This is a genomic window from Pseudomonas sp. AN3A02, from assembly GCF_011765255.1.
GTDB lineage: Bacteria > Pseudomonadota > Gammaproteobacteria > Pseudomonadales > Pseudomonadaceae > Aquipseudomonas.
In genome coordinates, this window is sequence record NZ_JAARNI010000004.1 from 47996 (window position 1) to 72453 (window position 24458).

The 24458-nt window shown below is 59.8% G+C and carries 21 protein-coding genes; 10 read left to right on the forward strand and 11 right to left on the reverse strand.

Annotated features, from left to right (window positions below; all coding sequences use genetic code 11):
• Positions 1-122: 122 nt before the first annotated feature.
• Entirely contained in the window at positions 123-1757 is a 1635-nt protein-coding gene (locus HBJ59_RS17385; RefSeq protein ID WP_167664225.1) for a methyl-accepting chemotaxis protein, read from the reverse strand.
• Positions 1758-1986: 229 nt separating this feature from the next.
• On the opposite strand from HBJ59_RS17385, the gene HBJ59_RS17390 reads away from it, so the two are divergent.
• Positions 1987-2817: an undecaprenyl-diphosphate phosphatase gene (locus HBJ59_RS17390; protein WP_076013590.1), complete on the forward strand. Its 831-nt coding sequence runs from the start codon at positions 1987-1989 to the stop codon at positions 2815-2817.
• Positions 2814-3197, forward strand: coding sequence for a DUF1294 domain-containing protein (locus tag HBJ59_RS17395; protein ID WP_167664226.1), 384 nt, complete (start codon positions 2814-2816; stop codon positions 3195-3197). The genes HBJ59_RS17390 and HBJ59_RS17395 overlap by 4 nt, the downstream gene beginning before the upstream one ends.
• Here HBJ59_RS17395 and HBJ59_RS17400 read toward each other — a convergent pair.
• The gene (locus HBJ59_RS17400; RefSeq protein WP_076013588.1) at positions 3180-3542 is read right to left on the reverse strand and encodes an MmcQ/YjbR family DNA-binding protein; all 363 of its coding nucleotides are present in this window, start codon (positions 3540-3542) and stop codon (positions 3180-3182) included. The two genes, HBJ59_RS17395 and HBJ59_RS17400, sit on opposite strands and share 18 nt — an antisense overlap.
• Complete coding sequence (locus HBJ59_RS17405) at positions 3539-4447, reverse strand: LysR substrate-binding domain-containing protein (protein ID WP_167664227.1); 909 nt, start codon at positions 4445-4447, stop codon at positions 3539-3541. Before HBJ59_RS17405 ends, HBJ59_RS17400 begins: the two co-directional genes overlap by 4 nt.
• 236 nt (positions 4448-4683) lie before the next feature.
• Here HBJ59_RS17405 and HBJ59_RS17410 point away from each other — a divergent pair, with 236 nt between their 5' ends.
• From HBJ59_RS17410 to HBJ59_RS17420, 3 genes are all read left to right on the forward strand, one after another.
• The gene (locus HBJ59_RS17410; RefSeq protein WP_167664228.1) at positions 4684-5622 is read left to right on the forward strand and encodes an AraC family transcriptional regulator; all 939 of its coding nucleotides are present in this window, start codon (positions 4684-4686) and stop codon (positions 5620-5622) included.
• 120 nt (positions 5623-5742) lie between these two features.
• A complete protein-coding gene (locus HBJ59_RS17415; RefSeq protein WP_076013585.1) occupies positions 5743-6354 on the forward strand; it encodes an FMN-dependent NADH-azoreductase in 612 nt (203 codons plus the stop codon).
• A 227-nt stretch (positions 6355-6581) separates the two neighbouring features.
• Complete coding sequence (locus HBJ59_RS17420) at positions 6582-7619, forward strand: dienelactone hydrolase (protein WP_076013584.1); 1038 nt, start codon at positions 6582-6584, stop codon at positions 7617-7619.
• Here the strand turns inward: HBJ59_RS17420 and HBJ59_RS17425 are convergent.
• The 3 genes from HBJ59_RS17425 to HBJ59_RS17435 form a co-directional block, all read right to left on the reverse strand.
• Complete coding sequence (locus HBJ59_RS17425; protein WP_167664229.1) at positions 7613-8797, reverse strand: MFS transporter; 1185 nt, start codon at positions 8795-8797, stop codon at positions 7613-7615. The two genes, HBJ59_RS17420 and HBJ59_RS17425, sit on opposite strands and share 7 nt — an antisense overlap.
• 1744 nt (positions 8798-10541) lie before the next feature.
• Complete coding sequence (locus tag HBJ59_RS17430) at positions 10542-12131, reverse strand: ABC-F family ATPase (RefSeq protein WP_076013582.1); 1590 nt, start codon at positions 12129-12131, stop codon at positions 10542-10544.
• 162 nt (positions 12132-12293) lie between these two features.
• Positions 12294-13532: an MFS transporter gene (locus HBJ59_RS17435; RefSeq protein ID WP_167664230.1), complete on the reverse strand. Its 1239-nt coding sequence runs from the start codon at positions 13530-13532 to the stop codon at positions 12294-12296.
• Positions 13533-13834: 302 nt separating this feature from the next.
• Between HBJ59_RS17435 and HBJ59_RS17440 the strand changes: the two genes are divergently transcribed.
• Positions 13835-14647: a bifunctional 2-polyprenyl-6-hydroxyphenol methylase/3-demethylubiquinol 3-O-methyltransferase UbiG gene (locus tag HBJ59_RS17440; protein WP_167664231.1), complete on the forward strand. Its 813-nt coding sequence runs from the start codon at positions 13835-13837 to the stop codon at positions 14645-14647.
• A gap of 138 nt (positions 14648-14785) precedes the next feature.
• On the opposite strand, the gene HBJ59_RS17445 is transcribed toward HBJ59_RS17440, so the two are convergent.
• The gene (locus HBJ59_RS17445) at positions 14786-15172 is read right to left on the reverse strand and encodes a TIGR03067 domain-containing protein (RefSeq protein WP_076013579.1); all 387 of its coding nucleotides are present in this window, start codon (positions 15170-15172) and stop codon (positions 14786-14788) included.
• A gap of 399 nt (positions 15173-15571) precedes the next feature.
• On the opposite strand from HBJ59_RS17445, the gene HBJ59_RS17450 reads away from it, so the two are divergent.
• On the forward strand, positions 15572-16915 hold the full coding sequence (locus HBJ59_RS17450; protein WP_167664232.1) for a Wzz/FepE/Etk N-terminal domain-containing protein: 1344 nt from the start codon (positions 15572-15574) through the stop codon (positions 16913-16915).
• 263 nt (positions 16916-17178) lie between these two features.
• A complete protein-coding gene (lpxO, locus tag HBJ59_RS17455; protein WP_076013577.1) occupies positions 17179-18078 on the forward strand; it encodes a lipid A hydroxylase LpxO in 900 nt (299 codons plus the stop codon).
• An 18-nt stretch (positions 18079-18096) separates the two neighbouring features.
• Here the strand turns inward: lpxO and ligD are convergent, their stop codons facing one another.
• Positions 18097-20610: a DNA ligase D gene (ligD, locus tag HBJ59_RS17460; protein WP_167664233.1), complete on the reverse strand. Its 2514-nt coding sequence runs from the start codon at positions 20608-20610 to the stop codon at positions 18097-18099.
• 11 nt (positions 20611-20621) lie between these two features.
• Positions 20622-21458 (reverse strand): Ku protein, encoded by an 837-nt coding sequence (locus HBJ59_RS17465; protein ID WP_076013575.1) that lies wholly within the window; start codon positions 21456-21458, stop codon positions 20622-20624.
• 198 nt (positions 21459-21656) lie between these two features.
• Between HBJ59_RS17465 and HBJ59_RS17470 the strand changes: the two genes are divergently transcribed.
• Positions 21657-21977, forward strand: coding sequence for a hypothetical protein (locus HBJ59_RS17470; protein ID WP_076013574.1), 321 nt, complete (start codon positions 21657-21659; stop codon positions 21975-21977).
• 30 nt (positions 21978-22007) lie between these two features.
• Positions 22008-23168 carry a PQQ-dependent sugar dehydrogenase gene (locus tag HBJ59_RS17475; RefSeq protein WP_076013573.1) on the forward strand — a complete coding sequence of 387 codons (1161 nt, stop codon included), beginning with the start codon at positions 22008-22010 and terminating at the stop codon, positions 23166-23168.
• A 121-nt stretch (positions 23169-23289) separates the two neighbouring features.
• Here HBJ59_RS17475 and HBJ59_RS17480 read toward each other — a convergent pair whose 3' ends face one another.
• Together HBJ59_RS17480 and HBJ59_RS17485 are read right to left on the reverse strand one after the other, a co-directional pair.
• Positions 23290-23769: a nuclear transport factor 2 family protein gene (locus tag HBJ59_RS17480; RefSeq protein WP_167664234.1), complete on the reverse strand. Its 480-nt coding sequence runs from the start codon at positions 23767-23769 to the stop codon at positions 23290-23292.
• Positions 23770-23801: 32 nt separating this feature from the next.
• Positions 23802-24353, reverse strand: a complete 552-nt coding sequence (locus tag HBJ59_RS17485) for a TetR/AcrR family transcriptional regulator (protein ID WP_167664235.1) — start codon at positions 24351-24353, stop codon at positions 23802-23804.
• Between the last annotated feature and the right edge of the window lie 105 nt (positions 24354-24458).

Here is a 24458-nt window from a genome sequence, read left to right on the forward strand (position 1 = left end):
CAGCCCTAATAAGGTAAACGCGTTTTTTCAGGAAAACCGAGTGGCAGGGTTTGGCGCCGCTTCGCAGCGCAACGGGGGACAAGCCCCCTCGCCACAGAAGCCACCTTCAGCAGAGATCCGGGTTAGACCTTGAACTGGCGGAGCAGTCCGTCGAGTTGTTCGCTCAGGCCTTTCAAGTGTGCACTCGCGACGCTGGACTGCTGCGCCGCCAGTGCCGTGCTGCGGGACAAGCCGGCTGCCTGGGTGACGTTCTGGTTGATGTCTTCCACCACATGCGCCTGCTGCAACGTGGCGCTGGCAATCGAAGCGTTCAAACCATTGAGATTACGCAAAGCCTGGCCGATGGCGGTGAGGCTCGCGCCGGCCTGGCCCGCTTGTTCGATGGTCAGTTGCGACGCCTGGTGGCTGTCGCTGATGACCTTGACCGCCGCTTCCGAATGGCCTTGCAGGCGCTCGATCATCGCCTGGATTTCAGCCGTGGATTTTTGCGTGCGCTGGGCCAGCAGCCGTACTTCGTCGGCCACCACCGCGAAACCACGGCCTTGCTCCCCGGCGCGGGCTGCTTCGATGGCGGCGTTGAGGGCCAGCAGGTTGGTCTGGTCCGCGATTGAGCGGATCACTTCCAGTACCCCGCCAATCTGCGTGCTTTCAGTCGACAGCGTACGAATCACCTCCACCGCCTGGCTGATGGTGCTGGAGAGCTGGTCGATCCGTTGCAGGCTGCCGTCGATATTGAGCTGGCCCTGTTCGGCCTGTACCTGGGCATCGCGCATTTCACTGGCAGCGTGCTCGGCATTCTTGGCCACGTCCTGTACGCCATAGGTGACTTCGTTGATCGCGGTTGCGACCAATTCCATCTGCTGTGATTGCTGCTGGCTGCGGTCATGGGCATCACTGGCGTTGCTGCCCAGTTCGGTGGATGACTGGCCCAACGCATTGGCGCAGGTCTGCAACTGGCCGACCACCTGCCGCAACTTGGCGGTAAAGCTGTTGAAGTGCCGGGACAGTTGAGTGACCTCGTCCTGGCCGTGGGTGTCGAGGGTGCGAGTCAGGTCGCTTTCGCCACTGGCGATATTGGCCATCGCGTTCACCGCTTGCTGCAACGGGCGCACGATACTGCGGGCAATCAGCACCACCAGCAGGGCCATGATCACAGCAATCACCAGGCCGACCATTGAGGCTTTCCACACCTGGCCCCGGAACTCGCCTTGCACGTCATCGACATACACGCCGGAGCCGATGATCCAGCCCCAGGGTTCGAACAGCTGTATATAGGAGGTCTTGGCCACCGGCGCATCGGCCCCGGGCTTGGGCCAACGATAGTTCACCATCCCGGCGCCCTTGGCCTTGGCCAGGATCACGAACTCGTTGAACACCGCAAAGCCGTCCGGGTCGCGGATGGCCGACAGGTTCTGGCCGTCGAGCTTGGGGTTGGCCGCATGCATGATCATCACGGGCGTGAGGTCGTTGATCCAGAAGTAATCATCCTTCCCATACCGCAGCCCGCGCACTGCGCTCAGGGCTTGCTTCTGCGCCGCCTCACGGGTCAGGACCCCACTGGTTTCGAGGCTGTGATAATAAGTCAGGATCCCGCTGGCGGTTTGCACCACACGCTGAGTCTGCTCACTCTTGGCCTGGTAAAGGTCGCCATGAATCTGCTTGAGCATAAGCAGGCCGAGGGTTAGCAGCATCAGCACGGCGACGATCAGGATCAGCCAGAGACGCCGGCTGATGGACATACTGCGCAAACTGTTCATGGTCCTGTCACTCCGTGTTCTTATAATTTTGGGTGCTGCTTCGACATTTCCGGCTTGTCTGATAGGCTTTCGGCCCAGAATCAAAAAACCTGAGTCCTGCCTGATTTTTCACGGAATTTTCGCAGTTCGGCCTTGATCATTTGCGCTGTGCTTGCAGCGCATTCTTCGTTAGTGAACGTCTAAAAAATATCAACGAGGTATGCCGTGGGCATGACCTTTGGGGGAATCGATGGATCTTTGGACCGCCGTACAGGCACTGATACTCGGCGTTGTAGAAGGGCTGACGGAGTTTTTGCCGATCTCCAGTACCGGGCACCAGATTATCGTCGCCGACCTGATCAACTTCGGTGGCGAGCGCTTTGAAGCGTTCAATATCATCATCCAGCTCGGCGCGATCCTGGCGGTGGTGTGGGAGTTTCGACGCAAGATCCTGGATGTGGTAATCGGCTTGCCGACCCAGCGCAATGCCCAGCGTTTTACCATCAACCTGATCATCGCCGTATTGCCGGCGGTGGTGTTGGGGGTGATTTTCGCCGACCTGATCAAGCACTACCTGTTCAACCCGATCACCGTTGCGGCGGCATTGGTAGTGGGCGGCATCATCATGTTGTGGGCCGAGCGTCGCCAACATGAAGTGCACGCCGAAACCGTCGACGACATCACCTGGAAGGACGCCATCAAAGTCGGCTTCGCCCAGTGCCTGGCGATGATCCCGGGTACCTCGCGCTCCGGTGCCACCATCATTGGCGGCCTGTTGTTCGGCCTGTCGCGCAAGACGGCCACCGAGTTCTCGTTCTTCCTGGCGATGCCGACCATGGTCGGCGCTGCGGTGTATTCGGGCTACAAGTACCGCCACCTGTTCCAGCCCGATGACCTGCCGGTGTTTGCCATCGGGTTCGTCACCTCGTTCATCTTCGCGATGATCGCGGTCAAGGCGCTGCTCAAGTTCATCGCCAGCCACAGCTACGCGGCGTTTGCCTGGTACCGGATCGCCTTCGGCCTGGTAATTCTGGCCACTTGGCAGTTCGGCTGGATCGACTGGTCAGCCGTCAAGCCATGAACATCCAGCATCCGCGCTTGAAGGCGCTGGTGTTGGTGCTGTTGTGCGCCGCGCCGCTGTTTGGTTCGGCGTTGCTGGGGTATCGCGGGGTTTCGCTGATCCCGCTGGTGGCCTATGGCGGGGTCAGTGTGGTGGCGTTCCTGCTGTACTGGAGCGACAAGCGCAAGGCCCGTGAAAACAGTTGGCGCACCCCGGAAAACGTCCTGCACGCGGTGGAGCTGGCAGGCGGTTGGCCGGGGGCGTTGATTGCCCAGCAGGTGTTCCGCCACAAGACGCGCAAGGTGTCTTATCAGGTGGTGTTCTGGTTGATCGTGTTGCTGCACCAGGTGTTCTGGATTGACCAGTTGTTCCTCGGCGGCACGCTACTCTCGATTTTCTAGCAACAAGCCGACCTGCGTGCGCTTGGGCAGCTTGCTCACCACCAATTGGTGGGAACGCTGCAACAGGCCACGCAGTTCTTCAGCGCCCAGCGGGTAGGGCGTTTCCATGATGATCCACTGCGCCCGCGCCAGGTACGGCGCCGGATGGATGCCCGGGCGGTCTACGTGGCCCAGGAACAGCTCCTTGTCGACCTTGAACGCCAGCGAGTCACCCCGCAGGTTCTGCAAGGCAAACATCTTGTTGCCGGCAATCGAAAACACCCGCACGCCGCCCCATTTGTAATCTTCCCGCGCACCGGGCAAGCCCAGGCAAAACGTGGCGACTTGTTCTTCGGTCAGTCTCATAGCAAACGGTCTCCACACCCTTTGAAGGCGTTATCCAGATGGTCGATCCAGGCCCGCACGGCCGGTAATACGCCACGCCGATGAGGGTAGACCGCTTGCAACCAACCGCCCGGCAAGGACCATTCGGGCAAGAGCTGCACCAACTGGCCGCTGGCCAATTCCTCCTCGCAATACATCATCGGCAGCACGGTGAACCCCAGGCCGGCGAGGGCGCAGGCCTTGCGTACCAGGAAATCGTCGATGCCCAGCCGGGCTTCCATAACCAGGTCGTGGCTGTTGCCCTCCGGGCTGAGCATGCGGAAGTGCACCATGCGGTCTGCTTCCAGGGCGCCCAGCACCGGCAATTGTTTGAGGTCTTCCAGGCTGTTGATCTGCCGCTCACGCACAAAGCCGGGGCTGGCGACAATCGCCGTCTGGGCCTGGCGCAGGCGTTTGGTCACCAGCAACGGGTCTTCATCCCCGAGTTCCCGCACGCGCAAGGCCACATCGATGCCTTCGGCCACCAGGTCGACGCGGCGGTTGACCAGGCTCATCTCCAACTGCACCAGCGGGTTGGCGGTGAGAAACTCCGCCACCACGGTCTGCAGGAATTGGTGAGCCAGGCCCACCGGGCTGCTGACGCGCAGCCGGCCACGGGGCTCGCTGGACATGCTGGCCACCGCCTCATCGGCCATTTCCGCCTCCAGCAACATTGCCTGGCAGTGGCGCAGGTAGCGTTCACCCACGGCAGTCAGGGTCAGTTGGCGGGTGGTGCGTTGTAGCAAGCGGGCGCCGAGGCGTTCTTCGAGTTCGGCAATGCGCCGCGACAGCCGCGACTTGGGAATCCCCAGCAGCCGGCCGGCGGCGGCGAAACCGCCGGCTTCCACTACTTTGGCGAAATAGTAGAGGTCATTCAGATCTTGCATGGTGGGCCTATTGTCCTGTCTGTGGGACGAACTATCCGCGTCCCGCGCAGGCAAATCCACCCTAAAATGTAGGAGCGAGCTTGCTCGCGAAAAAACCGCGGATACCGCGTGCATTCAGGATACCCGCGTTATCGTTGACGTTTTTCGCGAGCAAGCTCGCTCCTACAGGGGGAAGCAGGGCTGGCCAGTAAGGTACCGGCGGGTTACCTTTTGATTTTCCCGTCCAGTGCATTCCAATGAGCCTTGAACATCCGCGTACCCGCCGAATCATCGAGCTGATGGGACAGTTGGCGCCCGTTGAGGGTTACAACCTGACGCCGCTGGATGACGTGCGTTTCCTGCGTTCCAACCGGCCGCTGACGCGAATTCCGGTGCTTTACGACCCGGGTATTGTGATCGTGTGCCAGGGCCGCAAGCGCGGTTACCTGGGTGAAGACATTTATGTCTACGACGCCCAGCACTACCTGGTGGTGTCGGTGCCGGTGCCGTTCACCATGGAAACCGAGGCCAGTGAAGCAGAACCGATGCTCGCGGTGTATTTGCGCCTGGATTTCAACCTGGCCGCCGAACTGATGCTGGAGCTTGACGCGTTGGCGCCGCAGCCCGAAGCCAGGCCAAAAGGCATGTACTCCTCACCAATGGACGACAGGCTCAGTGAGTCGTTGCTGCGCTTTCTGGAAGTGATGAGCGTGCCGGTGGAGGCGCAGGTGCTTGGGCCGACCCTGATGCGGGAAATCTACTACCGCATCATCACCGGGGAGCAGGGCGGTTCGATGCGCGCGGCTCTGAATCGCCAGGGCCAGTTTGGCAAGGTGGCCCGGGCGATTCGCAAGATTCACGCTTGTTATGCTCAGCGCCTGGACGTGGAGGAGCTGGCCAAGGAAGCGATGATGAGTGTGCCGAGTTTTCACGCGCACTTTCGTACGGTGACTGACACTTCGCCCATGCAGTACCTGAAGTCGACGCGCTTGCACCAGGCGCGATTGCTGATGCTTAGAAGCGACATCACTGCCGCCACTGCCTGTGCCAAGGTCGGGTACGAGAGCGCCTCGCAGTTCAGTCGTGAGTTCAAGCGATTCTTTGGTCGCACGCCTCATGAAGAAATTGACTGGATGAAGCGCACCTATGCGCTGCCGGCGCCGACCACTGCGTCCATCTATGTGTCATCCCACTAAAAGCACTGTCCTGTAAGTGGGACGAACAATCGCGTTTTGCCCGACTAATCGCCGATTGGTTTCATCTGTAGGCTTATTTCCATTCAGTCGCCCTTGGCGATACTTACTTGGAGATGAACCATGAAACTATTGCATATCGATTCCAGCATCCTGGGCGACAACTCGGTTTCCCGTCAGTTGAGCGCAGGTGTAGTCAAAGCCTGGCAGGCAGCAGAGCCGGGTGTCGAGGTGGTTTATCGTGACTTGGCCGCTGACGCCATCAGTCACTTCTCCGGTGTCACCCTGGGCGCCCTGGGCACTGCCGCCGAATTGCGCGATGCCGTGCAAAAGCACGAAGCCGACCTGAGCGCTTCCACCCTGGCCGAATTCCTGGCAGCAGACGCCGTAGTGCTGGCTGCGCCGATGTACAACTTCACCATCCCGACCCAACTGAAAGCCTGGATCGACCGCATTGCCGTCGCCGGCCAGACGTTCCGTTACACCGAAGCCGGCCCGGAAGGCCTGTGTGGCGGCAAGAAAGTCATCATTGTCTCCACCTCCGGCGGCTTGCATGTAGGTCAGCCGACTGGCGCAGCCCACGAAGACTACCTGACCGTGCTGTTGGGTTTCCTCGGGATCACCGACATCGAGTTCGTCCGTGCCCACGGCTTGGCTTACGGTGACGAGGCCCGTACCAAGGCGCTCAGCGACGCCCATGTATTGATCAGCGACCAGTTGTTCGCCGCAGCGTAAGACTTGTGTAAATTTTGCTGTTCCTCGATATCAATCTGATTCGAGGCGCCTAAACTCTGTATTCTGCTCGCCTGAAAAGCGATCGGAGTACGGAGTTTTTTCGTTTACCCGCTGTCACTACTTTGGCCCAGGTTATGCACGCATGGGTAAACCCTGCCCGTCCGAGCGCCTGAACCATGGATATTTCAACAGCTACGCGGGCTTACGCAGCAAAGGTGGACATCCCCATGATGCGTCTTTGTGCAATCCTGGTTCTTTCTCTGCTCGGCGGCCTGATTTCAGTGCAAGCCGCGCCCGCACCGCACCCTCATTGGAGTGTGGGCTTCCATCGCATGACTTTTCTTGATCCGCTGGATTTGCAGCCGATGAAGGCCGTTGCGTTCTATCCGTCCACCGACCAGGAACACGTTACCCAGGTGGGTACTTATCACATCGCGGCCACTGAAGACTCGAAAATCGCCATCGGCCGCTTTCCGATGTTGATGCTGTCCCACGGCAATACCGGCACACCCCTGGCCCTGCACGACCTTGCCACCTCCCTTGCACGCAAGGGGTTTGTCGTGGTGGCGGTGCTGCACCCCGGCGACAACTACAAGGATCACAGCCGCCTGGGCACCTTGAGCAACCTGTATGGGCGCCCGATCCAGATTTCCGAAGCCATAACCGCCACCCTCGGCGACCCGATGCTGTCGCCGTTCGTCAACGTCGATCAGGTGGGCGTCATCGGTTATTCGGCCGGCGGCGAAACCGCGTTGATCCTCGCCGGCGCCAAGCCCGACCTGGACCGCCTGCGCCGCTACTGCCAACAACGCCCTGAAGACCGCGACGCCTGCACCACCAAGGGCGAACTGATCGTCGACCGTGACGATTTGCAGCCCCAGGCCGACCCGCGCATCCACGCGTTGATGTTGATGGCGCCGTTGAGCCTGATGTTTGGCCGGCACACCCTCGCCGACGTGCATGTGCCGGTGCTGCTCTACAGCGGCGACGGCGACAAGCTGGTGGCCGTGGACAAGAACGCCGAGGCCCTGGCGCGCAAACTGCCGGAGCCGCCGAACTTCAAACTGTTGGCCGGGGCAGGGCACTTTGTGTTCATGGCGCCCTGCGATGAGAGCCAGTTGGCCGCGATGCCCGCGATGTGCACCGATGCCGACGGGGTTGACCGTGAAAGCATCCACCGCGACCTGATTTCCGAGGCCGGGCGGTTTTTCAATCACACCCTCGGGCAATCCACCCGCGCGGGTTTGCAAACGGCTGATCAGTAAGCGCGCCGCTTGAGCATCAACGTCAGGCCCAGGCCGGTGACCGAGAGCAGGGCGGCGCAAAAGAAGATCCACGAATAGCCCAGGTTCAACGCCACGGCGCCCATCACCGGGCCGGCAATCGCCAGCGCCAGGTCAAAAAACACCGCATACGCACTCAACCCGGCGCCCCGGCTGCTGTTGGGCACCTGCTTGATCGCCTCCACGCCCAGCGCCGGGTAGACCAGCGACAAGCCAAAGCCGGTCAGCCCGGCGCCGATCAAGGCCACACCGGGGGACGGTGCCAGCCACAGCAGCGTGAGCCCGAGGGTTTCGATGGTCATGCAGGCAATCGCCGCCGTGAAGCCGCCGAAGCGGTTGATGGCGGAGATGAACACCAGGCGCGACAGGATAAAGCACACGCCAAATACCGTCAGGCACCAGGCGGCGCCGGTCCAGCCGAGGCTCAGGTAGTAGAGGGTGACGAAGGTGGTGAGGGTGCCGTAGCCAATCGATGCGAGACACAGGCTGGTGCCAAATGGCGCGATACGTCCGAACACCGCCCAGAACGGCATCCGCTCGCCACGCACCACGGGCACTGAAGGTTTGTTGCGGATCAGCAACAGGCCCAGGGCGGACAGTACCGTAAGGGCGATGCCAAGGCTGGTGTAGCCGTAGTCGGCAACCATCACCACGCCCAGCGGTGCACCGATTGCAATTGCGCCGTAGGAGGCGATGCCGTTCCACGAGATCGAGCGTGCTGTGTGTTCGGCGCCGACTGCGCCCATGCACCAACTAATGGTGCCGACGCCGATCAGGCCCTGAGCCACCCCCAGCAACAGGCGGCTGACAATCAATATGCCGAGGCTCAGCAGGGGCAGGCTTTGCACCAGCGTGGCGATAAATGTCAGCACGCCGCTCAGCAGGATTCCGCTCAAGCCCAGCACGATCGCGCGTTTGGTGCCTACATTGTCTGACATGCGTCCGGCCATCGGGCGGCTGAGCAGCGTGGCCAGGTATTGCGAGCCGATGGTTATTCCGGCGATTACTGCACTGAAGCCCAGTTCGCCGTGGACGTAGCCGGGGATCACCGCAATCGGCAGGCCGATGCAGATAAACGCGATAAAGGTGTAGAAGACGATGGAGACGATCTGCAGGGTGATCGACAAGGAGCTGGGGGAGGCGGGCTGTGTGGCAGGCATGGGAACTCGTTCGCGGGCGGGCGGTGAGCGCATCATGGCAAGGGCTTGGGGTAAAAGGAAGCAGGCTAACTATATTTGGTGTGTTTGAGGTGGGGGTGTATATCCGTTGTTTTTGTGATGGCTGATAGGGGTTCCGCTCTTACAGCGGGTCACTTTTGGAAAAGAGCCCCAAAAGTAACCAAAAGGGCTCTTGCCCCACCACTCGGCACCTCGCTAATGCTCGGTGTGCCCTCACTCCGGCTTTGGACCGTGGGCCGCCGCGATGGGCCATCCTTGGCCCAGCGCGGCTAACCCGGCGTCCTGCCGGGTTACCCACGCTCCAAAGCCTGCGTTCGGCCAGCGTGGTTTAACGGGGCGCCTAAGATCAAGATCAAAAGCAGATCAACAGCACAGCGGCCTACAGGCCGGCTTGAGTGTGGTGAAGCAACAGCAACAGCAACAGCAAGATCAGAGCGGGCACGGGCAAATGTGGGAGCTGTCGTGCTTTAGCGAGGCTGCGATGGCGGCGGCATGGTTGATAAAGAGGTTGCCTGACACACCGCCATCGCGGCCTCGCTGGGGCTCGACGGCTCCCACAGGGTTTGGGGGAAGTCTGGTGGTTGTGTGTTCAGTCGCAAGTACTTGGGTTGCGCAAATCGAATGTGGGAGCTGTCGAGCCCTGGCGAGGCTGCGAAGGCGGCGGAACAGTTGATAAAGAGGTTGCCTGACACACCGCCATCGCGGCCTCGCTGGGGCTCGACGGCTCCCACAGGGGGCGGTGGAAGTTTGGTGATTGTGTGTTCGGTCGCAAGCACTCGGGTTGCGCAAATCGAATGTGGGAGCTGTCGAGCTTTAGCGAGGCTGCGAAGGCGGCGGCACAGTCGATAAAGAGGTTGCCTGACACACCGCGATCGCGGCCTCGCTGGGGCTCGACGGCTCCCACAGGGGGCGGTGGAAGTTTGGTGATTGTGTGTTCGGTCGCAAGCACTCGGGTTGTGCGAATCAAATGTGGGAGCTGTCGAGCTTTAGCGAGGCTGCGAAGGCGGCGGCACAGTCGATAAAGAGGTTGCCTGACACACCGCCATCGCGGCCTCGCTGGGGCTCCACGGCTCCCACAGGGGGCGGGGGAAGTCTGGGGGTTGTGTGTTCGGTCGCAAGTACTTGGGTTGCGCAAATCGAATGTGGGAGCAGTCGAGCTTTAGCGAGGCTGCGATGGCGGCGGCATGGTCGATAAAGAGGTTGCCTGACACACCGCGATCGCGGCCTCGCTGGGGCTCGACGGCTCCCACAGGGGGGCGGGGGAAGTCTGGGAGTTGTGTGTTTGATCGCAGCGCGAATCGACTGTTTGTGGCCCTTGCTCTTGCTTCTACCACTCAGGTCGGCTTTCAGGCCGCCGTGCTGTTGATCTGGCTTTTGATTTTGATCTTAGGCGCCCCGTTAAACCACGATGGCCGCAAGTAGGCACGGTGGAGCGGGTAAACCGGCAGGACGCCGGTTTAGCCGCGACGGGCCAGGGACGGGCCGTCGCGGCGGCCCGCGGAAGCGTGCCGGAGTGCGGGCATGCCGAGCCTGGGCGAGGCACCGAGTGGTGGGGCAAGAGCGTTTTGCTTACTTTTGCGCTGTTCAAAAGTGAGCCGCTGTAAGAGCGGAACCCTAAGCAGCCGTTACCGAAGCAACGGATATGTCCCCAACCCCAACCCCAACCCCAAAAAAAAGCCCCATCACATTGGACGGGGCTTTTTGCATTTCAAACAACTAGCAGTGCTTAGAAAACCACACCCTGACTACGCAGGTAATCATCATAAGTACCGCTGAAGTCGATCACACCACTCGGGCTCAGCTCGATAATGCGAGTGGCCAGGGACGACACAAACTCACGGTCATGGCTGACGAAAATCAGCGTGCCCGGATAGTTCTCGAGCGCCAGGTTCAGCGCCTCGATGGATTCCATGTCCAAGTGGTTGGTCGGTTCGTCCATGATCAGCACGTTCGGCTTTTGCAGGATCAGCTTGCCGAACAGCATGCGGCCTTGCTCACCACCGGAAATCACCTTCACCGACTTCAGGATCTCATCGTTGGAGAACAGCATGCGGCCCAGGGTGCCACGAACCACTTGTTCACCTTCCTTGGTCCAGCGGCCCATCCAGTCGAACAGGTTGGACTCGTCTTCGAAGTCCGAAGCGTGGTCCTGGGCGTAATAGCCCAGTTCGGCGGCTTCGGTCCATTTGACGGTACCGGCGTCCGGGGACAGTTCGTTGACCAGGGTGCGCAGCAGGGTGGTCTTGCCGATACCGTTCGGGCCGATGATCGCCACGCGCTCGCCGGCTTCAACCTGGAAGCTGAAGTCCTTGAACAGCGTCTTGCCGTCAAAGCCTTTGGCCATGCGATCAACGATGACCGCCTGGCGGTGCAGCTTCTTGGTCTGGTCAAAGCGGATGAACGGGCTGACGCGGCTCGATGGCTTGACTTCGGCCAGCTGGATCTTGTCGATCGCCTTGGCGCGGGAAGTGGCCTGCTTGGCTTTCGAGGCGTTGGCCGAGAAGCGGCTGACGAAGGATTGCAGCTCGGAGATCTGGGCCTTCTTCTTGGCGTTGTCCGACAGCAACTGCTCGCGGGACTGGGTCGCCACGGTCATGTATTCGTCGTAGTTGCCCGGGAACAGGCGCAGCTCGCCGTAGTCCAGGTCCGCCATGTGGGTGCAGACGCTGTTCAGGAAGTGACGGTCGTGAGAGATGATGATCATCAGGCTCGAACGTTGGGTCAGGATGTTTTCCAGCCAGCGGATGGTGTTGATGTCCAGGTGGTTGGTTGGCTCGTCGAGCAGCAACACTTCCGGATCGGAAAACAGCGCCTGGGCCAGCAATACGCGCAGTTTCCAGCCTGGCGACACTTCGCTCATCGGGCCATTGTGCTGCTCGATGCCGATACCCAGGCCCAGCAGCAATTCACCGGCGCGGGATTCGGCGGTGTAGCCGTCCATCTCGGCGAAGTCGGTTTCCAGCTCGGCAACGGCCATGCCGTCGTCTTCGGTCATTTCCGGCAGCGAGTAGATGCGGTCGCGCTCGGCCTTGACCTTCCACAGCTCTTCGTGACCCATGATCACGGTGTCGAGTACGGTGAATTCTTCGTAGGCGAACTGGTCCTGGCGCAGTTTACCCAGGCGCACGTTCGGCTCCAGCATGACCTGGCCGCCGGACGGGTCGAGGTCACCACCGAGGATTTTCATGAAGGTCGACTTGCCGCAACCGTTGGCACCGATCAGGCCATAACGGTTGCCTGCGCCGAACTTGACCGAAACGTTCTCAAATAGCGGCTTGGCGCCGAACTGCATGGTGATGTTAGCTGTGGAGATCAATTACTTTACCTATCAATAGCTTGGAGTGCGCTAATTTGAGCCGGGCCCATTTTGTGGCCCGGGCCAACGGGCATACGTCGGCAGCGACATCAAGGCTTGAGGCCCAGTCGCTGAGCAGAAAAATGGGTGCATGTTGGAATTTGGCGCGCATTGTCGCATATGTCAGGCGGGAGTTGTATGGCGCTGCACGGATGGATTCGCCTGAGTCTCGGGCATCGCCACCCACACCAGCCCCAACGCGACGGCAGCCACACACGCCAGTGTCAGGAACGCGGCGTTGTAACCCGCCCACTGCACGACAAAACCCGCCAGGCTGCTGCTCAGTGCCGCGCCCAGTCCGAATACCGTGGACAGCGCCCCCAGGCTGACATTGAAGCGCCCGGTGCCTTGGGTGAGGTCTTTGACAATCACCGGAAACAGCGCGCCGAACACCCCGGCGCCGACGCCGTCGAGCATCTGTACCGCCACCAGCCAATAAGGATCACTGGACAGCGTATACAGCACGCCCCGCAGCGGCAGGATCATGAACCCCGCGAGCAACAGCGGTTTGCGCCCCCACACGTCGGCTTTTACGCCCACCAGCCAGGCCACCGGCACCATCACCAGTTGCGCCGCGACAATGCAGGCCGAGGTCAGTGGCGTGGCCATTTGCAGGTTGATCTGCGACAGCTTCTGGCTGACCAGCGGCAACATGGCTGCATTGGCCAAGTGAAACAGTGCGCAGCAGATCGCGAACAGCATTAATGGCTTGTTCGCCATAAGCACGGTCATCCCCGACGGCTGTTCGTGTTCGGCACCGTGGGCAGGGTCGAAACCCCGCGCGACTTCGTGATCGATTGCTTCGGCTGACACGCAACTGACCGCAATTACGCTGGCCACCGCCATGACCGCCATCAGGTAAAACACCGCCACGGGGCCAAACAGATAGGCGAACCCACCGGCGAGCAGGGCTGCAACCGCGTTACCGGCGTGGTTAAAGGTTTCGTTGCGACCGGTGCGGCGGGTAAAGGCGCGCGGGCCGGTGATGCCAAGGGAAATCGCCGAGATGGCCGGCGCGAACACCGAGGCCGCCGCAGCACTGGCCGCCTGGGTCAGCGCCACCAGGCTGAAGGAGCTGACAAAAGGCAGAAGCAGGCAACTGGCGGTCACCAACAGGGCGGCGACCGCGATCACGGCCCGCTTGCTGCGGGTGCGGTCAATCAGCGCTCCGGCGGGCGTCTGAGTGAGCAGTGCCGCGATGCCGGCGATGGTCATAACCACGCCAATACTGGCGGGGTCCCAGTGGTGCACGGCCAGCAGATAAATCGCCAGGTAGGGCCCCAGTCCGTCACGGACATCCGCCAGGAAGAAGTTCAGGCCGTCCAGGGACAGGGTGTTGCGCAGGTCAGAGCGAGTGGCCATGGCACGGTCTTCAAGCGAGAGGTCGGTAGCGATAATGACCCATGGCACGTGTTGATAGTTTCTGACGCAAGCGTCGTACAAGCACAAACATTTACAAAGTGGAGCCATGTGTATCGAAAAATAGCGCCGGAGGAGGTTTTTTCAGGGATTTTTATTGTTAACAGTTGAACATCCCATAAGCCTGGCTTATTTTCCGCACGTTCGCCCTACAGTGAAGGCTCTTTACCGGTTCAAGGATGGCGAGGCTTTTGGTGTAGGGCGGACTTCTTTTGTCGCAATGACTAGAACGTTTTGGAGACGCAATGGACATGCTGTCAGCCCAAGAGGCTATATCCAGCAACAAGGACGCTTGGAACGAATCCGCCAGGCTGCATAAAAACACCGCCAACTGGAAGGCCTTGCTTGAGGATGTCGCCAAACCCGGCTTTTCGCGTTTGGCCCCGACGTTGACCGCATTGCTGCGCAAGGTCGGTGTCGAGGGCAAGGATGTGGTGCAACTGGGCTGCAACAATGGCCGCGAAAGCCTGTCGCTGTTCGGGTTGGGCGCGCGCACGGTGGTGGGGATCGATCAGTCCGAGGCCTTTCTGCAGCAAGCTCGTGAGTTGGCCGACGCGTCCCCGTACAAGGCGGAATTCATCGAGGCCGACATTCACCATTTGCCCCGTGGATTGGCCCAACGCTTTGATCTCGCCTTGATTACCATCGGCGTGCTGAACTGGATGCCGGACATCGCGCTGTTCATGGCCCACGTCGCCAGCACCCTGAAGCCAGGCGGCAGCCTGGTGATTTACGAGACCCATCCGTTCCTGGAAGTATTCGACCCGACGGCGCCCAACCCAATGTTGCCCGTCAGCTCGTACTTTCAGCGCGAGCCTTTTGTGCAGCAGGAGGCCATCGTCTACGAAGGTGAGACGGAAGGCGTTGCGGCTGCTTCTTACTGGTTCGTGCACACCCTGGGAGAAATCGTCAACGGGGCCATCGCTGCCGGGTTGCAGATCAGCCATCTGCAGGAGTTCGCGCACTCCAATCGCGAGGAGCTCTACGACCAGTACGAAAACCAGCCTGCGCAATTGCCGATGTGCTACACCCTCACCGCCATCAAGCGTCCGGCCTGACTGGCTGCCGAACAGGCAAAAAAAAGCCCGCGAGGACGGCGGGCCAAGGTGTTCACTGGAGTAGGTAGCCTTCACCCTATAGGCCGATAAGTGAAGGCCATGTGAAAACCATGTCGCAAGAACGGACGTTCAGCCTCTTCAGCTTCTGCGCACAAAGGTACGCATGGTTTGTCCCGGGCCAGTACTGAAACGGGTAGGGCGGGGCATGCCTTCATCTGCTGCGATGAACATGAAGTGATCACCTTCCAGCTGGTAACTCGCAAGCAATTGCTTGCCAGCATCTTCACCCATTGAATCAACCCAGGTAATGCTTTTGGGTGCCGTGCTGGCATCGAGCGTAAAGCTGCCTGCCAGTAACACCTCACCGTCGACGGTCACCACCTGGAATTGATCACCCGCGATCGTCGTAATAGCGCCTGGAGCGCTGTGCTCATCGGCAGGGTTGAGCACGCCGCTGTCTTCTAGCGCCGTTTGTTCCCAGGCTCCCTGAAGCGCCTGAAAGTCGTCCTTTGAAACAGATGTCATACAAATTCCTTTTTTTGATTAAAAAATGACCAGACAATGCGGCGGATTTCCGAGGCCTGACGGATTAACTGAATCGATTTTGTGAGAAATGTCTTGTTTCACATGACTGCGTACGAATTTTCCTAATAATGCCGGGTGTTTAGCGCTATTTTATGCGCTGTTTCAGACACGGTTCTTTACAAGTTCGTCTACGCTCAGCGCATCGGCAATGACATCCAGGTATCTGAATGGAAACAACCTTCATGTGTGTGGGACTTTTCTGGGTTCTCAGTGGTCCGATAACCATCGATAGATCGTGTGTTTCTTGCGCACAGGGCGTTGTCCCTGGTTTCAAGTGGTTATTCAGTCTTTCATGAATATGTGCGGCCGTTGACGTCGACTTTTTAAGGTGCTCCAGTTTTGAATAAAACTCCTCGGTTCCAAGCTCATCCGGCATCGGACGAAATTGATCTGTTTGAACTGTTTAACGGTATCTGGCGGCAAAAAAAGTTGGTGTTGGGATGCACGCTTCTGGCGGGTGTCCTGGGGGTAGGCTATGCATTTCTGGCGCCACGAGAGTATCAGGTCAGCAGCGTGCTGCGTCCTGCCGCCATCAACGAACTCGATGCACTGAACCGTTCCGAAGTCTATAAGCTGCCTCCGGCCGATGCTCTGAACAAAGTAGGGGCGCAACTCGATTCCTACGAAGCTCGCCTCGGATTCTTCAAGTCCCATGAAGATTTGTTCAAGGCGTTTCAGAAATCCGGACAAAGCCTTGAACAGAGTTTTGAAGAGTTCAACCGAAACTCCATCAACCTGATCCTGCCTGACCCGAAAAAAGCCGACTCCCTAAGCAGCTATATCCGGCTCGAGTTGCAGTACCCGAAAGACATCGATGGCGTTGCCATTCTTAACGGCTTTGTGGACTACGCCATTGATATGGAACGTGCCCAGGTCGGCGCGGACCTGAAAGTGATCGTCAATAACCGCCAGAACGAACTCAAGGGCAAGATTGACGCGGCTCGTTCCAACTACGAAACCGATAAGGAATCGAAGATTGCCAAGCTGCTTGAGGCCGACAGGCTGAAGCGGGCCCAATTGGAAGACGAGTTGGGTGCCCTGCGCCTGCAAATGAAGATGGAGCGAACGGATCGGTTGGCGGAGTTGGCCGAGGCTATTTCCATCGCCAAGTCGATGGGCATCAAGACGCCGACGACGCCTTCCTCTATGGCGGATGCATCGCGCAGCGGCTCGAATCAAGTCATGCGCACCGAGGTCAATAACCAGAAAATCCCGCTGTACTTCCTTGGTACCGAAGCGCTAGAGGCAGAGCGTACGGCCTTGCAGGCGCGTACCAACGACGACTTCACCAACAGCCGCATTGCAGAGATTGGCAAAGAATTGCAGATGCTGCAGGTCAACCGTGAAGTGGAAGTGCTGAAAAAGCGTGGGAATGAAGACATCTTCTTGCAGGATGTTGAACCGTTGCGAGCTGAAGTCGCGCGACTGAAGAGCCTTAACATCGACATGAGTGGCCTGAAACTGGTCACCATTGACCGCCGTGCCCAGGAGCCGCTGAGCCCGATCAAGCCTAAAAAAGGCTTGGTTATTGCGCTGAGTCTGGTTGGAGGATTGGTGCTGGGTGTGCTGATTGCGCTGGGCCGCCATTTTGTCTTGGCGCGGCGCGAGTCTGTGCCTTATTCGCAGTTGGATGAACAACGGCTTTCCCTGCGCCCACGCAAGGATGACGAACCGCAAGTTTAACCCCGACAGCCCTCGGGCTTGCCGCCTGGCAAGCCCGCTCCCGCCCCCTCGCAGCACACTCAGTGGACACCTTTTCACAATTCTTGATTAACCTTTGGTTACAAAGTGTGGCTAAAATAGCTGCTAATGGCCATGACGGGATTGTCGCCCAGCCCGTCGTGTTGCCTATTTGTGAATTGTGATTTCAGGTGCTGCATCTTCAATCCTCGGCCGTCGTGGGCACGCAGGAGCAGCCTGTTCTCTTCTGACTTGTGACGAATACCTTGAAACTCATCATTGTTGCTCTCTACGTTGCCTCCATTGCGTACGTTCACCTGCGTGGCCGGGTGCGTCACAAGTTGGGCCGCCAGCTCAGCGATCACTCGACCTTCCTGGCTCCGGTGAACTGCTTTCTGTACCTCTTTTCCAAACTGCCCAGCCGACCGTACCTGTCCCCCAGCGACTTTCCAGACCTGAGCCCGCTTCAGGAACACTGGGAAGAAATTCGCCTGGAAGGCCAGAACCTGCTGCGCGCAGGCGAGATCAAGCGCTCTGACCAATACAACGACGTGGGCTTTAACTCGTTTTTCAAGTCGGGCTGGAAGCGCTTTTACTTGAAGTGGTACGGCGACAGCCATCCGTCCGCGATGAAGCTGTGCCCGCGAACCACTGAGCTGGTGCAAAGCATTGGCTCGATCAAGGCGGCGATGTTTGCCGAATTGCCACCGGGCTCCAAGCTGGTACGCCACCGTGACCCGTACGCCGGTTCCTACCGCTACCACCTGGGGCTGGACACGCCGAACTCCCCGGGCTGCTACATCAACGTGGACGGTGAAAACTACTATTGGCGCGACGGCGAGCCGGTGATGTTTGACGAGACATTCATCCACTACGCCGAAAACACCACGGAGCAGAACCGGATCATTCTGTTCTGCGATATCGAACGCCCGATGAAGTACCGCTGGGCGGCTGCGTTCAACCGTTGGTTCAGCCGCAACGTAATGGCTGCGGCCGGCTCGCCCAACGATGCCGGGGACAAGACCGGTGGCTTGAACCGTGCCTTTACCCGTCTGTACAAGATTCGCCTGCGGGGCAAAGAGCTGAAGAAGCGCAATCGCACCCGTTACTACCTGGAGAAGTGGGCGATCTTCGCCGGTTTGGCGTTGATCTTCATCCTGATCTGAACCTGGCTGGAGCGCGCATCAGCCTGGCGGATGCGCGCCCAGCTTGTCCCACATCTTCTTGCTGATCTTCTGCCGATTGGCATAGCCCGCCCACGGGTCCTTCTTCAAACCCTGCAAACGCTCGTGCAAGTTGGCGACGGTCCATTGCTGGGCACCGTGCAAACCCTTCAACTCATCACGACTCACGGGTACCGAGACCGGCAGGCCAGGGCGTGCGCGCACCGAGTAGGCCGCCACTGTGCTGGCGCCACGGGCGTTACGCAGGTAATCGATAAAGATTTTGCCGATGCGATTTTTCGGGCCTGAGGTCGCGGTAAAACGCTCCGGCAACTGCTGCGTCATGAACTGGGCAATCGCCTTGGCGAAGGCTTTTACCGTTTCCCAGTCGTCCCGGCGCGCCAGCGGCACCACCAAGTGCAGGCCTTTGCCACCGCTGGTCTTGACGAACGCTTCCAGCCCTAACTCTTCCAGCACCGACAGGGTCAGTTGTGCCGCTTCGAGCATGCTTTTCCAGGGCAGGGCCGGGTCCGGGTCAAGGTCGAGCACAAACAGGTCCGGGGTTTCGATCTTGTCTGCGGTGGCGCCCCAAGTGTGCAACTCGACGGTGCCCATTTGCACCGCGCCGATCAGCGCGGCCGGGCTGTCGATTTCCATCAGCCGCGCATGGCCTGGATCCAGGGTCTGGTCCAGTTGCTTGATATTCGGGATCGCCAGGTGCTCGGAGTGCTTCTGGAAAAACTGTTTACCGGCAATGCCTTCCGGTGCCCTGAGCAAAGACACAGGACGGTTACGCAGGAAGGGTAGGATCCATTCGCTGATGCCCTCGTAGAACTGCGCCAGTTGCAGTTTCTGTGTAGCGCTTTGGGTGTCGATGACTCGGTCGGGATGGGTGATCTTGACCCCGGCCACAGCACCGGCCTCCGTTGTTTTTTTGCGCGGTTTTTCCTTCAGCGGCTTTTCCTTCAGCGACTTGGCTGCTCGCGGCTGTTCATGAACAATCTGCTCCACCGGCTTATCGGTACGCAGTCCGACAAAGGCCGCCTGGCGCACCACGCCTTCGCGGGTCCATTCGGCGAATTGCACTTCGCCCACTAATTGAGGTTCGACCCAGTGCACGCCACGAGCCTGGGCGCTGGTCAGCGGTTTGGCCAGCGGCGACGCATCGCGCTCCAAGGCTTTCAACTGCTCACTGATCTTCTTTAATGCGGCCTGATCAAAGCCGGTGCCCACGCGCCCGGCATACACCAGCCCGGTGTCGTCATTGACCGCCAGCAACAGCGCACCAAAACCGCTGCGTGAACCTTGCGGCCGGGTGAAACCGACGATCACGAACTCCTGGCGCAGCCGGCACTTGAGCTTGATCCAGTCCGGGCTGCGTTTGGAGACGTACAGGCTGCCCGCACGTTTACCGATCACGCCCTCCAGCGCCAGATCACAGGCGCTTTCGAAGATGTCCCGCTGGTTGGCGGCAAACGACTCGGAGAATCGCAGCAGCTTGCTCTTGCTGCGAGGCAGTACTTTCTTCAGCGCGGCGCGGCGTGCTTCAACAGCCGTTTCCCGTTGGTCGCGACCATCCAGAAACGGCGCGTCAAACAGGTAGTAGACGATGTCGAGGCTGCGGCCGATATCAAAGGCGTTCTGCAACGCCTGAAAGTCCGGCAACCCATCAGCGTTCAAGCTGACCACCTCTCCGTCGAGCCAACTGTCTTTGAGTTTAAGCGCCTCCAGGGCCTTGGCCTGGCGCGGTAGCCGGTCGGTCCAGTCATGGCCATTGCGGGTGAACAGCCGCACTTCACCGTCACGAATACGCGTGAGGATGCGGTAACCGTCGAATTTGATCTCGTACACCCAGTCGCCGTCCGGTGCGCGGTCCACCAGCGTCGCCAATTGTGGGGTGAACTGATCGGGCAGGGCGGTTGAGGATTTGCGCGTGGTTTTTTTCGGTGCGGCGGTTTTTTTCGGGCGTCCCACCGTTGCATCACTCAGCACGCTTTTCGGCTCGGCCTGGACCACGTCGTAATCTGCCGCCGGGCGCGCCTGCTGATCGTTTTCCTTGATCAATAGCCACTGCTCCTTGTCGCCGCTGCCCTTGAGCCGCGTGCGCACCAGCGTCCAGTCGCCAGCGAGCTTTTCGCCGATCAGGGTGAATTTCAGCTTGCCGGCCGCGTAGGCTTTGCGCGGGTCGTCGTGGGGCTGCCACACGCCGCGATCCCAGACGATCACGTCACCCGCGCCGTATTGGCCAGCGGGAATGCTGCCCTCGAAACTGCCGTAGCCCAATGGGTGGTCTTCCACATGCACTGCGAGGCGCTTCTGGCTCGGGTCCAGGCTCGGGCCCTTGGGCACCGCCCAGCTTTTGAGCACGCCATCCAGCTCCAGGCGAAAGTCGTAATGCAGGTTGCGCGCATCGTGCTTTTGAATCACGAAGGTCAAGGCCTGGGCCCGGCTCCTGCCGCGAGGCGCACTGCCTGCAGGTTCGGCGGTTACATCGAAGTCGCGCTTGGCGTTGTATTCACTCAGGGGCTTGGCCATGGCGGTCTACCTCATGAAGCCTTACGGGTTTTTTTCGCGGCAGGTTTCTTCGCCGGGCTCTTGCCTGCCAGGCTGCGCTTGAGCAGTTCCGTCAGGTCGATCACATCGGCTGATTTGCGCTCCTCTTCACCCTCGCTGGATTCCACGTCTTCGATCTTGCCGGCCTTGGCCTTCTTCGCCACCAGCGCCATGATCTTTTCCTGGAAGCTGTCGCGATATTCTTCGGGCTTCCAGTCGGCGCTCATGTCTTCCACCAAGCGCTTGGCCATGTCGAGCTCGCCCTTGGCCAGGGTGGGCTTGGTCACGTCGCTGCCCAGCTCAAGCTCATCCAGCCCGCGAACTTCTGCGGGCCAGCGCAGCATCACCAGCACCAGTGCCGACTCCAGCGGCATCAGCGCCGCCAGGTGCTGCTTGGTGTGCAGCACCACGTTGGCCAGGGCGACCTTGCGGGTTTTTTTCAGGGTTTCCCGCAGCAGCGCATAGACCTTGCCGCCGCGCTTGTCGGGCGCCAGGAAGTAGGGCGTGTCGATGTTCTGCAACGGGATCTGGTCGCTGGCCACAAACGCGATGATTTCAATGGTCTGGGTGGACTTGGGGTGGGCCGAGCGGATTTCGTCTTCGCTGAGGATCACGTAGCGGCCTTTCTCATAGGCCACGCCCTTGACGATATTGTCCTTGGTGACTTCCTTGCCGGTGGCCTTGTTGATGCGCTTGTAACCCACCGGGTCCATGCTGCGCTTGTCCAGCCAGTCGAAGTCGACGCCCTGGGAGGACGTGGCCGATACCAGCGATACAGGGATGTGTACCAAGCCAAAACTGATTGCGCCTTTCCAGATAGCCCGTGGCATGTCGGTTTTCCTGAAGATGTAGGGGTCTTCAGGTGACACGCCGGTTTCGGCAAAAGTTTCCCTGGCCAGCCGGCTGGCACCGGGGTTTCAGACAGATCGTGTTACACCTGATGAGAAACTATTTAGTTACCAAAGCCGAACCCAAGGCGTAGCGTGTTATCGAAAGCACGTATTACTCGCGCCCAGAGAGGCTTTGTCATGAACACCCGTTTGCGTCACCTTGCGGTATTGGCGATGGGCCTGGCCTTGAGTTCGTTGGCACAGGCACAAAACCTGCCTGGCAGCAGCAACAACCCCTACAACGGCCCGATTCACCAGGCCAACCCCAACAGCATGCAGGGTACCCAGCCCAACGCGCCAGCTGCGCGGGGTACCTACATTCCACCGGCGCAGCGGCCACCAACCCTGCAAAACGGCGGCATCGGCAATAGCGTCCAGCGCCGCGACAGCCGACAGACCCCGCCGGCCATCCAGCCCAAAGCTCCCACTCGCGACGCCAATGGCAATCGCGGCGATTGAGTGTGTAAAAACGACAAGGACACCCACCGTATGTTTCTACGCAAAACCCTCCTGGCGACCTTCTGCGCCGCTGCCTTGCTGCCCCTGACGCTGCCCGTTTCGGCGGCCGACACCCAACAGTTCCCCAGCGAGCAGGGGAGTATCACTGTCACCCCGATTGCCAAGGGCCTGGATCATCCCTGGGCCGTGGCCTTCCTGCCGGACAAAAAAGGCTTCCTGGTCACCGAGCGTCCCGGCAACCTGCGGTTTGTCAGCCCTGACGGCAAACTGTCCGCGCCCCTGACGGGCGTGCCTGAAGTGTTTGCCAAAGGGCAGGGCGGTTTGCTGGACGTGGTCCTGTCACCCGACTTCAAGGAGGACCGCCTGGTGTACCTGTCCTACGCCGAAGGCGGGGGCAAGAACGGCACTGCCGGCACCGCCGTCGGGCGCGGACGCTTGAGCGATGACCTGAGTGGCCTGCAGGACTTCAAGGTGATCCTGCGCCAGGAGCCCAAGCTGTCCACGGGCAACCACTTCGGCTCACGGCTGGTGTTTGACCGCGATGGTTACCTGTTCGTGACCCTGGGGGAAAACAACGACCGACCCACCGCCCAGGACCTCGACAAGCTGCAAGGCAAAGTCGTGCGGATCTTCCCGGATGGTCGTATACCCGAAGACAATCCCTTCGTCGGCCAGGAAGGTGTGAGGCCGGAAATCTGGTCCTACGGCCAGCGTAATCCTCAGGGCGCGGCGCTGAACCCGTGGAGCGGCACTCTCTGGGAAAACGAGCACGGCCCGCGTGGTGGGGATGAGATCAACATCATCGAGCGTGGGAAAAACTACGGCTGGCCGCTGGCGACCCACGGCATCAACTATTCCCTGACGCCGATTCCCGAGGCCAAGGGCAAGACCGCCGAAGGCACCGTTGCACCGCATCACGTATGGGAGAAATCACCAGGCGTGACCGGCATGGCGTTCTACGATGCCGACCGCTTCAAGGCTTGGCAGCACAACGTGTTTATTGGCGCACTGGTGAGCCAGGAGTTGATTCGATTGCAGTTCGACGGTGACAAGGTCATCCACGAAGAGCGGCTGCTGGGCGGTTTGAAAGCGCGGATCCGCGATGTGCGTCAGGGACCGGATGGCTACCTGTATGTGCTGACGGATGAAGATAACGGCGTGTTGTACCGGGTAGGCCTGAACCAGGACTGACAACCGTTCAACTGTAGGAGCGAGCTTGCTCGCGAAAAACCTGAGGACGACGCGGGGTGCCAGGCTTCCCGCGTTATCGTTAACGTCCCTCGCGAGCAAGCTCGCTCCTACAGGTTGTTGTTTACAACCCAAGCTCTGACAACCCCGGATGCTCATCCGGACGCCGTCCCAGCGGCCAGTGGAACTTGCGCTCGCTTTCCTTGATCGGCATGTCGTTGATGCAGGCAAACCGGTTCGCCATCAAGCCATTCTCATCAAACTCCCAGTTCTCGTTGCCGTAGGAGCGGAACCAGTTGCCGGAGTCGTCATGCCATTCATAGGCATAACGCACCGCGATGCGATTGCCGGTAAACGCCCACAACTCCTTGATCAACCGATAATCCAGTTCCTTGGCCCATTTGCGGGTCAGGAAACCCTTGGCTTCCTCGCGGTTATGGGCGAACTCGGCGCGGTTACGCCATTGGGTATCCAGGGTATACGCCAGGGATACCCGTTGCGGGTCGCGGGAGTTCCAGCCGTCCTCGGCCAGGCGAACTTTTTCAATGGCCGATTCACGGGTGAATGGCGGCAACGGCGGGCGTATTTCTGGGTTAGATGACATGGGACGGCTCCTTAACAGGTTTAAAAGTCAGGTCAAAGTTGCAATAAAGTTCGCGCCATGGATTGCGCGTTATCGGCAGCGGTTGAGTCGCCCATGACCAGGGCTACGGTAATGGCGCCATCAATCAGGATCAGCAGGTGCGCGGCCTGGCGTTCCGGGTTGGGGGTGCCATGTGCTTGACACAGTTCGAGGGCATATTCGAACAGCTTCTGTTTATGGGCCTTGGCCAGCAGGCGCACCGGGTCTTGCGGGTCGCCGGTCTCGCCGCTGGTGTTGATGAAGGCGCAGCCGCGAAAGTCATCGGAGCCGAACCAGGTTTTCAACGCGCTGAACACACCCAGCAGGCGCTCGCCCGTGGTGGCGTGGTGTTCAACTTCGTTGCGCAGCCAGTGCATCCAGCGCTCGTCGCGGCGTTGCAGGGCGGCAATCACCAGTTCGTCCTTGTTGGCGAAGTAGCGGTAGACGCTCTTTCTGGAGACGCCGGCGGTTTTCACCAGAAGATCCATGCCGGTGGCAGCGATGCCATTTCGGTAGATCAACTTTTCGGTAACGTCGAGGATAATTTCGCGAGTGATATCGTTCATGCAATCTACAGTAGAACGATCGTTCTCCTTGGTCAATTAATTATTTTTAACCCCGGGCGGGAAGACCTGAGCCACCCCATGGTGTAAGCTCTCGAGTCCTTCGGA